General features: G+C 65.3%; 12 protein-coding genes. 4 read left to right on the plus strand and 8 right to left on the minus strand.

Annotation, left to right across the window (positions count from 1 at the left end):
- Nucleotides 1-23 precede the first annotated feature (23 nt).
- Nucleotides 24-692 (minus strand): hypothetical protein, encoded by a 669-nt coding sequence (locus AB4Y40_RS25860; RefSeq protein ID WP_368690225.1) that lies wholly within the window; start codon nt 690-692, stop codon nt 24-26.
- Between the two features lie 226 nt (nt 693-918).
- On the opposite strand from AB4Y40_RS25860, the gene AB4Y40_RS25865 reads away from it, so the two are divergent.
- The gene (locus AB4Y40_RS25865; protein ID WP_368690226.1) at nt 919-1,629 is read left to right on the plus strand and encodes a putative colanic acid biosynthesis acetyltransferase; all 711 of its coding nucleotides are present in this window, start codon (nt 919-921) and stop codon (nt 1,627-1,629) included.
- 90 nt (nt 1,630-1,719) lie between these two features.
- On the opposite strand, the gene AB4Y40_RS25870 is transcribed toward AB4Y40_RS25865, so the two are convergent.
- The 3 genes from AB4Y40_RS25870 to AB4Y40_RS25880 all read right to left on the minus strand — a co-directional run bounded on the left by AB4Y40_RS25870 (nt 1,720) and on the right by AB4Y40_RS25880 (nt 5,769).
- On the minus strand, nt 1,720-2,850 hold the full coding sequence (locus AB4Y40_RS25870; protein ID WP_368690227.1) for a polysaccharide biosynthesis/export family protein: 1,131 nt from the start codon (nt 2,848-2,850) through the stop codon (nt 1,720-1,722).
- 295 nt (nt 2,851-3,145) lie between these two features.
- Nucleotides 3,146-4,375 (minus strand): glycosyltransferase, encoded by a 1,230-nt coding sequence (locus AB4Y40_RS25875; protein WP_368690228.1) that lies wholly within the window; start codon nt 4,373-4,375, stop codon nt 3,146-3,148.
- Nucleotides 4,372-5,769, minus strand: a complete 1,398-nt coding sequence (locus tag AB4Y40_RS25880) for a hypothetical protein (RefSeq protein ID WP_368690229.1) — start codon at nt 5,767-5,769, stop codon at nt 4,372-4,374. Before AB4Y40_RS25880 ends, AB4Y40_RS25875 begins: the two co-directional genes overlap by 4 nt.
- A gap of 313 nt (nt 5,770-6,082) precedes the next feature.
- Here AB4Y40_RS25880 and AB4Y40_RS25885 point away from each other — a divergent pair, with 313 nt between their 5' ends.
- On the plus strand, nt 6,083-7,246 hold the full coding sequence (locus AB4Y40_RS25885; protein ID WP_368690230.1) for an acyltransferase family protein: 1,164 nt from the start codon (nt 6,083-6,085) through the stop codon (nt 7,244-7,246).
- A 63-nt stretch (nt 7,247-7,309) separates the two neighbouring features.
- Here AB4Y40_RS25885 and AB4Y40_RS25890 read toward each other — a convergent pair whose 3' ends face one another.
- A complete protein-coding gene (locus AB4Y40_RS25890) occupies nt 7,310-8,617 on the minus strand; it encodes a glycosyltransferase (protein WP_368690231.1) in 1,308 nt (435 codons plus the stop codon).
- A 350-nt stretch (nt 8,618-8,967) separates the two neighbouring features.
- On the opposite strand from AB4Y40_RS25890, the gene AB4Y40_RS25895 reads away from it, so the two are divergent.
- On the plus strand, nt 8,968-10,215 hold the full coding sequence (locus AB4Y40_RS25895; RefSeq protein WP_368690232.1) for an oligosaccharide flippase family protein: 1,248 nt from the start codon (nt 8,968-8,970) through the stop codon (nt 10,213-10,215).
- Between the two features lie 54 nt (nt 10,216-10,269).
- On the opposite strand, the gene AB4Y40_RS25900 is transcribed toward AB4Y40_RS25895, so the two are convergent.
- Nucleotides 10,270-11,436, minus strand: a complete 1,167-nt coding sequence (locus tag AB4Y40_RS25900) for a glycosyltransferase (protein ID WP_368690233.1) — start codon at nt 11,434-11,436, stop codon at nt 10,270-10,272.
- 456 nt (nt 11,437-11,892) lie between these two features.
- On the opposite strand from AB4Y40_RS25900, the gene AB4Y40_RS25905 reads away from it, so the two are divergent.
- On the plus strand, nt 11,893-12,828 hold the full coding sequence (locus AB4Y40_RS25905; protein WP_368690234.1) for a glycosyltransferase family 2 protein: 936 nt from the start codon (nt 11,893-11,895) through the stop codon (nt 12,826-12,828).
- 57 nt (nt 12,829-12,885) lie between these two features.
- On the opposite strand, the gene aroG is transcribed toward AB4Y40_RS25905, so the two are convergent.
- Both aroG and tldD read right to left on the minus strand, forming a co-directional pair.
- A complete protein-coding gene (aroG, locus tag AB4Y40_RS25910) occupies nt 12,886-13,959 on the minus strand; it encodes a 3-deoxy-7-phosphoheptulonate synthase AroG (RefSeq protein WP_368690235.1) in 1,074 nt (357 codons plus the stop codon).
- A gap of 426 nt (nt 13,960-14,385) precedes the next feature.
- The gene (gene tldD, locus AB4Y40_RS25915) at nt 14,386-15,852 is read right to left on the minus strand and encodes a metalloprotease TldD (RefSeq protein ID WP_368690236.1); all 1,467 of its coding nucleotides are present in this window, start codon (nt 15,850-15,852) and stop codon (nt 14,386-14,388) included.
- Nucleotides 15,853-15,869: the final 17 nt, after the last annotated feature.

Raw genomic sequence — 15,869 nt, forward strand, 5'->3', positions numbered from 1 at the left:
CTGTCCCGGACCGCTAGCGCAGCTTACCAGGGCGACTTGTAGAGTTCGGAGTTGGACTGGTCCGGCGACCCGTACGGGCTGCCATACGGATTGCCGTAGACCTGCGCAGTTGGCGAGGTTTGGCTGGCGCCGTAATCATAGCCGGCCGTCGAGCGGCTTCCCTTCGCACCGCCGCCTCCGCCCCCGCCCCCACCGGTGCTCCTCGCCACCGCATTGCCGGCGCGCGACATGCCGTTCGCGCCGATCCTGCTGTGATTCGCGGCGCCCCTGCCGCCTGCGCTCGAAGCGCTGCTCCTGTCACCCCTGCCACCGTTGGCGCTCACCGCGCTCGCGGCGTAATCCCCCGGCGTCACGACATGCATGTGCTTTTCGTTCGTGAGCGCGTCTCGCGCGTCGTCTGGCGACGCGCCGTTGCTGCTGTACGGGGTCACGCTGTACGGGTTGTCCGAGGTGCCCGGACCGCCGAGCAGACGCTGTTCATCTTGTTGCTGGCGCTGCACGGCGTTGGCGGGGGTGTCGCCCTGGCCGCTGCTTTGGCGACTCTGGTCACTCGCGGCAGCGGGGGAGCCACCGGTGGCGGCGCCGTACGTGGCGCTCTGCGCAAACACCGCGCACGGCCACGCGGCGCACGCGGCCTGCAGCGCGGCGGCGAGTACATAAGGCGCAAATCGATGATGAGAAAAACTGGACATGGCATTGATCCCGCGCGCCGCGAACGATGCGGCGTCAAGCCTTCATGTTGCCTACCGCGCGTCGCGCCGCTGCGCCAAAACCCCTGCCGTGTCGGCCACGCGTGCAAGGCGCTGCGGTGGCCGCCCGATAATGACAGCGTGGCTTGATGCGTCCCGTTATGCGGGCCGACAGGCTTGCAACCGCAGGAAGCCAACAGGAACCGACCCGGATGGGCAAGGAGCGTTCATGACGGAAGCGGTCGAAGGTTTAGGGACCCGCAAAGGGAACGTCGGCGCGGCTGGGCGCAGGGAGGGAGCGGGCGAAGCGCCGCCCGCAGGCGTCGTGCCGCCACAAGCCGCAAACGACGCACGCGCTGCGGAAATCCGCGTGATCGATTTGAGTCGTGCTGGAAAAGGCAACTTCGTCGCGCGCCGGGGCAAGCTCGTGCAGGCCGCGTGGTATCTGGTCGAGGCCTGCGTGCTCGACAATCGTTTGCTGCCGCTCTCCGCGCTGCGTGTGGGCCTGCTGCGCCTGTTCGGCGCGAAGGTCGGGCAGGGCTGCCGCCTCGTCCATCCCATGCGCGTGAAGGCGCCGTGGAATCTGGAAATGGGCGACAACTGCTGGATCGGCGTGGACGTCTGGATCTACAACCAGGCGCCCATCCGCATCGGCTCGAACGTCTGCCTTTCGCAGGGGGCGTTTCTCAGCGCCGGCTCGCACGACATGCGCACGAACATGGACCTGCACGTCGCGCCGATCGTGATCGAGGACGGCGCGTGGGTCTCGTCCAAATGCGTGGTGCAGATGGGCGTGACGATCGGGCGCTCGGCAGTCGTCACGCCGCTCTCGGTCGTGCATCGCTCGCTGGAAGCCGGCGGCGTGTATGGCGGCAATCCGTGCCGCTTTATCCGCTGGCGTTTCGAGGAAGGCCAGCCGCCCAAGGAGCCCCAGGCATAAGGGCGGTGCGAAGCTGGCTCGTTTCAGGCAGATTCATTCAACGCATGAGCAGGCCCGCAGGCCTGCTCATACTCATACGAACCCCACCGGCTAGTACCCGCCGTAACCCACCGCCCGGCCCGCCGCGGCCGCCTGCGTACTCGGCAGGATCAGGTTGATGACGCGGCTCCACTTCACGAGCGCCGACGCATCGACGAACACGACGTCGTTCGGCTGCAACTCGAACTCGTCGGCCGTGGCCATGGCTTCCGGCGACGACGCGTCGAGGTGGAAGACCTGACGGTGTCCCTCCTTCTGCCCACGCACCACGTAGACCTGCGAGGCGTCGCCCGAACCCTGGCTGACGCCGCCTGCGTTGCCAAGCGCGTCGTTCAGCGAGAGATGGCCGTTATCGAACGGCAAGGGCCCCGGGTGACCGACTTCGCCCAGCACGAACACGCGGCTTTCGTTCGCCGAATACACGCGCACGAGGTCGCCGTTCTGCAGCAGGATCTTGTCCGGGTTCACGCCCTTCTTGATCATGTCGGGAATGTTCACCAAGGTTGTCTTGTCGCCGCGCGTCACGCTAACCCGCGAGCGGTCGCCGTTCGCCGTGAAGCCGCCCGCGCGGTTGATCGCCTCGGGCAGCGACATCGTCATGTCGTTGAGCACCATGAGCCCGGGCGTGCGCACTTCGCCGTCCACGTACACGCGCCGGCTGCGGTACGACTCGATGCGCAGCGTGACCTGTGGTTTGTTCAGGTAGTAGGCGAGCTTCTTCGCCACGAGGTCGCGGGCTTGCATCTCGGTGAGCCCCGCCACGTGGATCGGACCCACGTACGCCACCTGGATCGCACCCGACGAGTCGACGGTATAGCCCGACTGTACCTGGCTCGCGCTCTGGTCCTGCTGCCCGTTGCCACCGCCGCCGCCGCCGTTCGTCGGCAGGTTCATCTCGGGGTGATCCCACACGACGATGCTGAGCACGTCGCCGGGCCCGAGCGCGTACGGCTTCGGCGTACCGAACAGCGTCTCGACGTTCGCCGGAACAGTCGTCGGTTTCGACGCAGCTTCCTTCGCGACCAGCTCGTTGTTGATCTCGATGAGCGCGCCCGGTGGCGGTTGATCCCCGTTGCCCGTGCGCGCGGCGCCGGTCGCGGCCTTTGCCTGCGTGACGCTCGACGGCGCCTGCATCCCAGGCGAGAGCCCACAGCCCGCAAGCAGGGCCGCTGCCGTCACCATGGTCGCCATCGCCGCCAGGGCCGCCCGTGCGCGGCCCACCGATAATCTGCGCAAATTGCGCGCGGGCTGCGTCACAGGCTGCGTCGCGGTTGCGTCGACGGCTGCGCCGCCCGAACAATCAGGTTTGCTGTTTAACATAGTGTTGCCCCCTTACTAACAGGATTCGCACATCGCCACGAAAGTGCAACGCGGGCTCATCGTTCGACTCGTTATGACGCTTCAGCTGCGTTGCTTCGTCACCCCTGCCAATCCCTACCATTTCCGCTATGTGATATCGGATGCCGCCTTTCTTCGCTTATTCAGCCTGCTCCGCGGGCTCGCCCTGCGCCATGGCGTTCAGCGGGCGCCCTCGGCGAAATCGCGCGCCGGCGTGCAAAGGATGTTCCTGCAACAAGCCGAGCAGCGAGCGCACCATGCCGTCCATCGCAAACCGCGCGTCGAACGTGCGCCGCGCCTGAGCGCGCATCGCGTCGCGCGCGCGCTCGTCGAGTGCCCGCCATGAGGCGAAGTTGCGCTGCGTGCCGGCGACCGTGTCGGGCGCAACGAACCCCGCGCCGTCCTCGTCGATCTCGCGCCAGACGCCCACCTTGTCCGAGACCAGTGCAGGCAGCCCGCACGCCAGCGCCTCCGCCACGGAAACGCCGAAGTTCTCCTGGTGCGACGGCAGCACGAACACGTCGCTAGCAAAAAACGCGCCCCACTTCAGGTTGCCCTGCAGCATGCCCGGCCAGCTGATGCGGTGCGTAATGCCGTGCGACTGCGCGATCGCCTGCAGCGCGGGTTGCCAGTTGCCCTTGTCGGGCCCCGCAATCAGCAGATGCGCATCCGGCGTTTCGCGCGCATGGTCGGCGAACGCGTGAACCAGCACGTCGCAACCTTTTTTCGGGTGCAGACGCCCGAGAAACAGCACAATGCGCTTGTTGCGCAAATGCGGCGACTCCTGCAGGAAGGCTTCGCGCAACGTGTCCGGGTCCTCGTTGGGCGCATTGGTGCCGAACGGCACGACGCGCTCATTGGCGCGGTACAGCCAGAACGATTCGCGTGCGAGCAGGCGTTCTTCGTCGGTCGTGAAGATCACGGCGGAGGCGTCGCGCAGCACGCGGAAATCGGCCCACGGCCAGTACGCCCACTTCTTCAGATGCTTGACCGGATAGGTGGCCTTGAACCACGGATCGAGCATGCCGTGCGTGTAAACGTAATACGGCAGCTGGGCATGGCGCAGCGCGCGCCACGCGCCGAAGCCGTGGTATTGCCAGAGCCCGTGCACGATCGCCGCGTCGAAGCGCGTCGCGTTCGCGCGCAGCCACGACACGTAGCCGGGGCAGTATCCGTAGTGCCCGCGGCCTGGGCCTAGTGCGTGCAGCGGGAGCGGAAATTCGCGCACGTAAGGCGCGTCGATCGGGTCGAGCGACGCCACTTCGATCTGGTGATCGAGCGCCGTCATCGCGAGACCGCTCTGGCGAACGCCCTCAATCGGGCCGCCCGAACGGGGGTCGACCGTGGAAACGAGGTGCAGGATTTTCATCGGGGCTCCGGAGTCGCATACGTGTTGAGCGGCACCGGCGCCGCCGCGGGCGCCGTGGGTCGGAAGGCGGGCTCGCGCCCGTAGGACGGGTGCAGGCGCTGGCGCTTGCGTTGCAGGTCGATGCGGTAATGAAGCTGCGAATACAGCGCGACGATCAGCCCGAGCGCGAGGCCGTACACGAGGCCCGAGAAACGCGTGCCGAGCGGATTGCCGCCGATCGACGCGCCCGGCAGCGCGGCGAGCACGAGCAGCGCCATGCTGAGCGGCATGAGCATCGGGTGACGCGGCGCGATGCGGCGCCAGCGTCTGAATGCGCGGCCCGCGACGATGAGCGCGACGATCACCGCAACCGGCATGCAGCCTCCGAACACAATCCCTTCGGCGTAGAGCTGGTAGACCCAGAAGTTGTGGCCCGCCACCCAGTCGCTGGTGTTGAAGTAATCGTCCTTGCTGAAGGTCTGGTTCACATACTGGAAGTAAATGGGCGAGTAGCGGTAGAGGTGGCCATAACCCTTGCCGAACAGCACCGATTCCACCGATTCGGTGACCTGGTCGTACTGGTCGCGCATCTCCGCAATACGCGTGACCGTGGTCGGATCGCGGTCTGACTCCGCGTTCTGCGCGGCCGTCACGCGCTGCGTCCAGTGTTCGGTGATCGACGGGAAGAGCCACGCCGTTCCCACGCCCAGCGCGACCACGAACGAAAGCGCGATGCCCGTGCGGAAAAACGATTTGATCAGATGGCTGAGCGACGGCGAGGCGAGCCACGCCGCGAACATGGCGAGCAGAACGGTCGCAATCAGCAGGCTACGCGTGACGCTCAGCAATTCGACGACGAGCGTGGCGAGGAACACGAGTACCATCGTCATGTTAAAGCGGCGGGCGACGATGAACTGGTTCAACAGCATGGCCTGCAGCGCGAGCATGGTCGGCGAGACGATGCGAAAACGAATGTCGGCGAGCGGCCCGCCGACGGCCAGCAAGCCGAAGAAGAACGTGAACACGAGGCCCAGCACCATCGCGTAATAGAGCGCGCGCTGCATCTGCAAAACGCGAATGATGTGCCACGGGCGGCACATGGCCCAGTAGCCGAGCGCGAACAGCAGGAACGGCAGGATCACGCGCAGGTACTGGCCGACCGGGTTGTGCTGCAGCATTTGCGCAATGAGACTGCCGACGAGGCTCGCCACGATCGCGCCCGTCACGAACGAGCGCAGCCGCGTCGGCCGCGCGAAGCGCGGGCCGATCATCGCGAGAATGAGCGCGCCTGCCAGGGCCGGAATCACGGCCAGCCATTGCGCGCTGTGGCCGAACTGGGAGTCCGGTGCCTTGTAGTCGAAAGCGAGAGGCACGAGGCACACCCAGAGCCAGAGTGCAGCATGTTTGTTTCGCATCGGCGTTTCTCCCGGTGCGGTGCATAGGGTCGCATACGTTGCGCAAAATACATGCGCGCCGCACGCGTTGGCTCGACTCAATATAAAACGCCGCAAGCGGCTTGCGCATGCGCGTGGCGGGAAGCGGCAGGGTTGTGGCGGCAGGAAAAAAATTCTGATTCGGCGTGTGGTTTCGCCCACACACCTGGCCGAGAAGGGCGGGAACTTGGCGCACGCGGCACGGCGCCTGTGTCCATGATGGGACCGGCAGGAGTAAGTTTTTCATCGTCTGCCTTGCGTAAGAATCCGGCATGGACGTAGCGAGGGAAAGGTCATGAAGCTGCTACACGGAGTGGGACCGCCGATGAAAGAACGTTCCGTCGAGCTCGACTTCGTGCGTGGCATCGCGATCTTCGTCGTGATGGGCTATCACTTCCACACGGTGCGCACGGGCCATCCCTGGGTGAACGTGCTCGAGTACCCGCTGAAAAGCTTCGGCCATGAAGGCGTGAATTTATTCTTCACACTAAGCGGCTTCCTGGTGGGCGGGCTGCTGCTGCGCCAATATTCGCAAACAGGCCGCATCGGCGCGCGCCGCTTCATCGTGCGGCGGATCTTCAAGATCTGGCCCGCGTACTACGCGCTGATTTTCTTTCACCTGCTCGCCGGCCGCCATCGCCCCGATACGTTCCTCTGGCAGAACCTCACGCACATGCAGAATTACTTCGGCACCTCCATCGCGCAAACGTGGAGCCTCGCTGTCGAAGAGCACTTCTATCTGTTCCTGCCCGCGCTCCTGATCCTGCTCGCGCACTTGCGGCTGCGCGCGAATGCGCTGATCGCCGTGATGGCCAGCCTCTGCGTGGTCGTCCTGAGCGCGCGTTGCATCGCGGTATCGCACGGCGACCTCGTCGGGGCGTTCAACTACACGCAGTACCGCATGGACAGCCTGCTCATCGGCGTCATCCTCGCGACCGTCTACTGGATGAAGCCCGGACTCTGGAGCATGCTCGTCGCGAAGAAGCGCTGGCTGTTCGGCGTGGTGGGGCTGCTGCTCGCCTGGCTCATCTTCGCCACGCCCGACGTCGCACTCGACGAGAGCGTCGGCTACACGATCCAGGCCCTCGGCTTTTGCGCGCTCATCATGCTCGTGCTCGAACATTCGGGCAGATTGCGCACGACGTGGGTGTATCGCGGGCTCGCGTGGCTGGGCGTCTACTCGTACGGGATCTACCTCTGGCATTCGCTCGCGCTCGCGCCCGGCGACTATCTGATCCATAAGGCAAGCGCGCTCGGTGTGCCGCCGCTTGCCGCCTGGCCCGTCGTGATCGTCGCGCAGTTCTTCATCGCTTCGGTGCTGGGCTATCTCACTACGCGCGCCGTCGAGTTCCCGTTCCTGCGCCTGCGCGACGCGATGTTCCCCGACATGCGCGGAGCCGTTCCTGCCGAGCGTCCCAACACGGGTGCCGCCGACAACAAGGTCGAAGGCGTTGCGTGACCCTGTGTGACGAGATCGAGCTCTTTCGGGTTGCTCAATATTTGACGACGCTTTCGCGAGCGCTCATGCCATCGCGGCCTGCAGCGTGCGCTTGAACTGTTCGAGCGTGTTGCACGAAAGGAGGTGTTCGCCCGTGGGCTGAACGGCGTTCGTCGCGCCCGCGCGCCAACGCTCGGCGAGCACATCGAGCGCGTGCGCGATCGTGGCGGGCTCGAGGTCGTCGAGCAGGGGGCCGAGCGCGCCGTCGCGGCAATACCAGCCGATCAGGCCATCGGCGCTGGCCACCACGGGCTTGCGGAAGCGGTACGCCTGCACCAGTACGCCGCTCATGCCATAGTGCTGCTTGTAGCCGAGCCACACGGCGTCGCAGGCGGAAAAGAGTTCGCGCTCCATCTCGTCGGAGATGAACTGGTTGAAGATCACCGGCGCGCTCGCGAGTTTCGGCGCGTGGGCATCGATGAACGCGCGCGTTTCGTCGTCCTGCTGGCCCGCGATCACGAGGCACGGTGCGTCGGGCTTGTGCTCGAGCGCGAGCATCAGTTCGCGAATGCCCTTGCGTTCGCCGATCGCGCCGTACACGAGCAGATAGTGCGTATGCGCGTCGAGCTTCAGTTGGTCGCGCGCGAACACGGGGTCCATGCCTTCGATTTCGGGAAACGGGTCGGCCAGATAGCTGAGCGGTGCTGCGCGCCGGGGCTTCGTGGTCGCGAACCACTCGGGCAGCGTCGGGTCGATCGTGAAGAGTTCGCGCAGCCCGCGCGAGCGCATGGCGCGGCGAAACAGCGCCGACTTGGCCAGATCGACGAAGCGCCGTCGCGGCGTGCGCAAGCCGATGCGCGCCTGATGAAACGTCATGCCCATGACGATCGCGATCCACGGCGTCTCGCCGAATGGCGAGTCGAACCCCGCGAGCGTGTAGAAGAAGTAGTCGGCGTAGGGCGCGATGACGAGCCGCACGTGCATCGTTTTGCTCACCTGACGCAACGCGCGCGCATAGAAGTTGCGAAAGCGCATGTACACACTCGCGACGAAATGCGGGCCGGGCGGAACGGTGTGCAGGTCGAGCAGCACGAGGTGCAGATCGGGCCGCGCTTCGCGCACGATGCGCTGCGCGAGCGGATGGTCCGCGTACCCGGTATCGGTGACGACGAGGCAGCGGTGCCCGGCTTCCACGCACGCCTGGGCGATCCACTCGACGTAGCGCCAGCGGTGGCCCGTGAAGTTCGGCTCGATGATGGCGATCCAGTCGCCGCCGGCCGATGCGCGCGCACCTGGAGGCTCGGACATCACGAGCGTGTCGGCCTCGACGTCGCACAGTGCGGCGGAGTCCTGGCTGTTAGGAGCGGCATTGCGATATCTGGCGATCGACACGTTTTCCATGCGGGAGGCCCGATGAGCATTATTACGAACAAAATAGCAGTGGTGCGCAAGCGGCATGCGCCAGATTGCGGGGCAGGGTGGCCGAAAAAGCCTGGGGATATGCCGATCGCTTGAAAATTCACGAATCGGCGCCGCGTGGAAGGCCTATGTAAGCCCGCTATACGGGCAATTGCCCCGCGCAGCGTCCCCGTCTGATTCCACCTGGTAGATGGCGCGCCATGGATGCCGCTGCGCGGTAAGGTCCAGAACGGGTGATGAAAACGCGTTCCCAAACATGCTTGAAGGGAACTGTGAAAAGGGGCGAAAGCTCCGACTCAGAGATCGACAACAGGAGAGGCATTTTGCGCGTGATGCGGCTGCCAGCCATACCGATCAAGGCCGGCTTCGGTCCCGGCGCGGCGACCTGGGTGTTGCTGCAGCAGGTCGTCGTGCGCGGCCTCGTGGCCGTCAAGTTCCTCGTGATCGGGCGCATTCTCGGGCCGTCCGCAATCGGTCTCGCGAGCGTCGCGCTGCTCGCAGTCGCGATCGCCGAAGCGCTCTCCGATACCGGGCTCGCGCAAGCCGTCATACAGGGCCAGTCGCCGCCGACGCGCGCAGAAGCCGGCGCCGTTTGGACCACGCTCGCCACGCGGGGCCTGCTGATCGGTCTGCTGCTCGTCGCGAGCGCGCCGCTCATGGACGCGCAGTTCCACCTGGGCGGTGCGATCGGCCTCGTGCAACTCGCCGCGCTGCTGCCGCTCCTGCGCGGGCTCGCCTCGCCCGCGTATTTCATCACGCAGCGCGAGCGCCACTTCCAGCATATTGCGGCGATCGAAATCTCGTCCGCGTGTCTCGACTGCGCCTTCGGCATCGGGCTCGCACTCGCGGGGGCGGGTCCGTATTCGCTCCTGCTCGGCATGATGATCGGCGAGGCCTTCAAGAGCGTCGTCACGTGGATCGCGCTGTCGCCGCGTCCGCCGATCCGGCTGCGCTGGTCGGGCATCGGCCATTACGTGGGCTTCAGCCGCTGGATCTGGGCGAGCAGCGTGATCATTCTGATCACCAACCAGTTCGACAAGGTGGTGGTCGGCAAGCTGCTCGGGCCGACGCAACTGGGCGCCTGGCAGATGTCCTCGAAGCTCGCGCAAATGCTGCTCGCCGACGCCGCGCTCGCCCTCTCGCAGTACCTGTTTCCGACCTTCGCCGCGCATCATCGTGGCGGGCCGCAATCGGCCGCGCGGCTGTTCCGGCTCTATCTCATGGTCGCCGTGGCGGGGCTGGCATGCGTGGTGATCGTACTGCGCTTCGCCGCCGAGCCGCTCTTTTCACTCGTGCTCGGCGCCGCGTGGCTGTCGGCCGTGCCGCTCTTTCGCATCTTCGTCATCAACATGGCGATCAGCGCACTGAACTCGGTGCTCGCCTCGTATCTGCGCGCGGTTGGCGACGCGCGCGCCGTCACGGTGGCGTCGCTGCTCCAGGTCGTGGCGCTTGTCCTGGCCGTGCCGCCTTCGTTGCACATGTGGGGTGTGACGGGCGTGGCATGGTCGATGACCTTCGGGCTGTCTTCGTGCGCGGCATGGATGTTGTATCGCGTGTCGCGGCAGAAATAAACCGGAGCGCGATGGGATTCAAGCGGGGATTGCAGCGAAGACTCAAGCGGGCATTCAGGCGCGCAGCGCCGCTTCGACGATCTCGGCGAGCTGATGTCCGAGCGTAGGCGTGTTGAGCTGGCAGTACACCGCGTGCGCGGCGGCCGCGGCCGCGCGCATTTCGTCGGGCGGCATGGACCAGATGCGGCGCAACGTGGTGGCCAGCGCTTCTGTGCCGCCGTCGCGCGCGAAGAAAAAGCCGCTGCGGCCGTCCTCGACGTAGCCCGGCTCCGGGCCCATGTGCAGCGGCAGCCGGTCGTGCACGATGGGCGGCAGGCTCAATGCGAACATGTGCACGACGCTCAAGCCCGCCGAGCCCGGATAGCAACCCACGCGGCAGCGCCGGCTGATGGTCGCGATGGCGTCGTCGTCGAACACCGCGCCATACCAGACCACGTAGCTGCGATCGCTGTACTTGCGCTTCAGGCGCTCGCCGTGCTCGCCGTCGCCGATCACGTGGAGCGTGATGTCGTTGCCTTCTGCGTGAAGCTGGCCGACCACGTCGATGAGCGGTTCGATCTCCGACCCTTCGCGCAGCCTGCCGATGAAGAGGACGCCGCTCTCGGCGCCCGTCTTGGTGGCGGGCTCCACGCCGCACGAGACCGTGAGGGCGTTGTTCGCGACGACGAGCTTCGCGAGCGGGCAACCGATGGCGGCGAGCGAGCGCCGCGAAGCCTCGGTATAGCAGACGTAGCGTATGGCGAGCGCGACTGCGAGCCGGTAGCAGACGGTGCGCACGAGCCCCGCGCTCTGGTGCCGGTAGAGCCCCTGGCCGTGAATCAGCACGGGCACACGCATCACGCGACCGGCGAGAAGCGCGAGCCACAGCGACAGATAGCGGACGTCTGCAAAGATCAGGACTGCATCGGGACGTTCGAAAACGATGCGGCTCAGCACACGGCTTTGCATGCGGATACGCCGCGAGGGCAGGCCCGCGAAACTGGCGATATGCGTTTCGACGAATTCGTCGCACGCGGGCTTCTCGCGCGAAAAGCCGTTGGCCTCCACGCCCTCGGAGCACGCGAACACCTTGACGGAGAAAAGACGGTTGAGCGACTCGATGACTTCGATGCGATAGCGCGCGATCAATGGCTGCACGTAGAAGACCACCGGGCGTTTCAGCCGCGCGCCGGATTCGCTTTCGCAAACCGTTGTTCCGGAAGAGAGCATCTCGTGTTCCACTGGCTGGCTCCGACGTGTCGACGCAGTCATGTTGAGAGGATCTTTCCGGTTGGGTGAGTTAGTCGGTCATATTTGCGCGAATCTCTTTTAGCAGTTGTAGGCGAGTCTTATCAAAAGAGGAATCCGAAAATTGCTATTGGACGAATTTACCGGGGGGTGCTGCGCTATGGGTGATGCGTAATCAATAAATGCGCACAGAAAGTGCAATAAATGCGGATTTAATTAACGGAAAAAAGAAGCGGTAAAAGGTTCGCCGGGACGCGGCCAATACGGCCACCGCACAGAAACCGCGCAGTGCGCGCACTGCGCCGCGAATGCGCGCTCGTTCACAAACAGTTGGAATCAGTCGTTGAATAGATCGTTTCGGACAACTTGAATCCGGCCCGACTGGCGGTGCGAGGGCCTCGTGCTAACCTCGATTCGAGTCGAAACGACCACCGGAATGCGGAGAAACCGATGACAACGCTCGCTACCGATGATCTCGCGTCTTCCATGGCCCCGAACGGCGCGAAGGCGCGCATGCGCGTCGCGGCGGTGATCGCGACCAAGGGGCGGCCAACCGCCACCGCATGGGTCGTGCGTCTGCTCGCGCGGCAAACGGTGCGGCCGGATCAGATCATCCTTTCTGGCAGCAGCGCAGACGACATCGGACCTTACGATGCCAACGGTCTGCGCGTGAACGAAATCATCGGCACGGCGGGTTCGAGCGTGCAGCGCAATCGCGCGCTCGACGCGCTTGCGCCGGACATCGACGTCGTGATTTTCCTCGACGACGACTTCGCGCCCGAGTGTCACTGGATCGAGCTGTGCGTGGAGCTGTTCGAGCGCGATGCGAATCTCGTGGGCTTTTCCGGCCGCACGCTGCGCGACGGCGCGAATACGCAGCCGATCGCATGGGAAGAAGCCATTGCGCTCGTGGACGGTGCGCAAGCCGAAGTGATGCGGCGTCCGCCGCTGCGGCCCTGCGTGGAGCTGTATGGCTGCAACATGGCGTGCCGCGCGCAGGCCATCGCCGACCTGCGCTTCGACGAGCGTCTCGTGCTGTACGGCTGGCTGGAGGACAAGGACTTCTCGCGGCGCCTCGCGCGCCGTGGCGGAGTCGTGTACTGCGACTACCTGCTGGGGGTCCACCTCGGACTGCGAGGCGGGCGCGTATCGGGCCGGCGTTTCGGTTATTCGCAGGTGGTCAACGCGATGTACCTGTGCAACAAGGGCGTGATGTCGCGCAAGGAGGCGACCAGCAACATCCTGCGCGCGCTCAGCATGAACTGCGTGAAGTCGGTGCGCCCCGAGGCGCATCTCGACCGGCGCGGCAGGCTCATCGGCAACGTGATCGGGATTGCCGATCTATGCATCGGCGCGGTGCGGCCCGAGCGCGCCGAGCGGCTGTGAATTCAGGCGCGGCGCGGCTTCAGCTGACCGCGCCGCGCGCGTCAAGACCGACTGCGCTCAGTTGCCCGAACCGCGCGCAATGCGACGCTGCTTGACCGCTTGCGCGAGCCCTTCGAGCACGCCCACGCTTTCGTCCCAGCCGATGCACGCATCGGTGATGCTCTGGCCATAGGTCAGCTCGCAGCCTTCCTTCAGGTCCTGGCGGCCCGCCACGAGGTGCGACTCCACCATCACGCCGACGATGCGCTCGTCGCCCCCCGCCACCTGGCGGCCGATGTCGGCGCACACCGGAATCTGGTTCTCGTGCTTCTTCGAGCTGTTTGCGTGGCTCGCGTCGATCATGAGTCGCGCGGCGAGACCCGCCTTGCCGATATCGCTGCATGCGGCGTTCACGCTATCCGCGTCGTAGTTCGGCGTCTTGCCGCCGCGCAGAATCACATGGCAGTCCTCGTTGCCCGCGGTCGAGACGATGGCCGAGTGGCCGCCCTTCGTCACCGAAAGGAAATGGTGCGGCTGCGAGGCGGCCTTGATCGCGTCTACGGCGATCTTCACGTTGCCGTCCGTGCCGTTCTTGAAGCCGACCGGGCACGACAATCCCGACGCCAGCTCGCGGTGCACCTGCGATTCCGTTGTGCGCGCACCGATCGCGCCCCACGAGATCAGGTCGGCGATGTACTGCGGGCTGATCATGTCGAGGTATTCGGTGCCGGCGGGCAGGCCCAGCTCGTTGATCGAGACGAGCAGCTCGCGCGCGGTGCGCAGCCCGTCGTTGATCTTGAAGCTGTTGTCGAGGTACGGGTCGTTGATGAGGCCCTTCCAGCCCACCGTCGTGCGCGGCTTCTCGAAGTACACGCGCATCACGATCTCGAGCTCGTTCTTGAAGCGCTTGCGCTCTTCGACGAGCTTCTTCGCGTAGTCGACCGCGGCCTTCGTATCGTGAATCGAGCACGGCCCGACGATGACGATCAGGCGGTCGTCCATGCCGTGCAGGATGCGGTGCATGGCGCGGCGCGATTCGAAGATCAGCGTGGAGGCGGCTTCCGAGCAGGGGAATTCGCGGATCAGGTGAGCGGGCGGCGTGAGTTCCTTGAGTTCGCGAATGCGGACATCGTCGGTGTTGTGCGGGGGCATGGTCGTTTTCTCCTGATCCTGTGCGTAGCGTGCGTCGTTCGGACGGTGCTTCAAATTCGGTTAGATGAAGGTGCGGCTCGTAACTGTTGTCGAAACTGCGGGGCGAAAAAAAACCGCCAGGCTTGGCTGGCGGTTTCTCGTGTGTTCGGGGTCCTGCGCGTACTATCAACCCTCTCGATCCGCCAGCGGTCTGAGATACCAAAAGAAGTAAAAATAAAACTTCGTGGCGAACATGGCGGTCTTGTCTGAACGTTCGTTACGTCGAAAGGGTGATTGCCTTTATAACCCGGCCTTCTCGTGGCTGGCAAGCGGGGTGCGGTAAAAAAGCGGACTATCTGCGCAAAAAATGCTTCATGCGCAGAAAATCCGCACGGTGATGCGGAATTCCCGCATCGCCGTGCATGGAGTCCGCGCGGAAAACGGTGCTCAAACCGTGCCGCCCACCGTCATGCGGTCGATGCGCAGCGTCGGCTGACCCACGCCCACCGGCACGCTCTGGCCCTCCTTGCCGCACACGCCCACGCCCGAGTCGAGGCGCATGTCGTTGCCGATCATGCTCACGTACTTGAGCGATTCCGGGCCGCTGCCGATGAGCGTCGCGCCCTTCACGGGGTAGGTGATCTTGCCGTTTTCGATCATGTAGGCTTCGGAGGCGGAGAACACGAACTTGCCGTTCGTGATGTCCACCTGGCCGCCGCCGAAGTTCACGGCATACAGACCGTTCTTCACCGAGCCGATGATTTCCTGTGGGTCCTTGTCGCCGTTGAGCATGTACGTGTTGGTCATGCGCGGCATGGGCAGTGCGGCGTACGACTCGCGGCGCGCATTGCCCGTCACGGGCATCTTCATGAGACGCGCGTTGAGCGAATCCTGAATGTAGCCCTTGAGAATGCCGTCTTCGATCAGCGTCGTGCACTGCGTGGGGTTGCCTTCGTCGTCGATATTGAGCGAGCCGCGGCGGTTGGGCAGCGTGCCGTCGTCGACCACGGTCACGCCCTTCGCGGCCACCCGCTCGCCGATGCGCCCGGCGAACGCCGACGAGCCCTTGCGGTTGAAGTCGCCTTCGAGGCCGTGGCCGATCGCCTCGTGCAGCAGCACGCCGGGCCAGCCCGGGCCGAGCACGACGGTCATCGCGCCGGCGGGTGCCGGGCGCGCTTCGAGGTTCACCAGCGCGGCGTGCACGGCGTCGTCCACGTATTTCGACAGGATGTCGTCGGTGAAATAGCCATAGTCGTAGCGGCCGCCGCCGCCGCCGTTGCCGATCTCGCGGCGCCCGTTCTGCTCGGCGATCACCGTGACCGACACGCGCACGAGCGGGCGGATATCGGCGGCGAGCGCGCCGTCGCTGCGGGCAACGAGCACCACGTCATACTCGCCCGCGAGCGCGGCCATGACTTGCGTGATGCGCGGATCGCGCCCGCGCGCCATCTCCTCGATGCGCTCGAGCAGCTTCACCTTTTCGGTGGCGTCGAGCGAGCTCAACGGGTCGGACGGCAGGTACAGATCGCGGCCCGCAATGCCCGTGAGCGACTTCGCCACCTGGATCTTCTGCTTGCCGCCGCCGGCCTTGGCGATCGAGCGCGTGGCCATGGCGGCCTGGCGGATCGCTTCGGGCGAAAGGTCGTCGGAGTAGGCGAAAGCGGTGCGCTCGCCGGACACGGCGCGCACGCCGACGCCCTGGTCGATGCTGAAGCTGCCCGACTTGACGATGCCTTCCTCGAGGCTCCAGGCCTCGCTGCGCGTGGTCTGGAAGTAGAGGTCGGCGTAGTCGATGCGATGCGTGAAGATCTCGCCGAGCGTGCGCGTGAGCACTGCCTCGTCGAGGCCGTAGGGCGTGAGGAGCAGGTCCTTCGCGGTCGCCAGATTGCGGATGCCGGGTTCGATGATGTTCATGCGCTCTGTGGGATCAA

The organism is Paraburkholderia sp. EG287B (assembly GCF_040965595.1).
Taxonomy (GTDB): Bacteria; Pseudomonadota; Gammaproteobacteria; order Burkholderiales; family Burkholderiaceae; genus Paraburkholderia.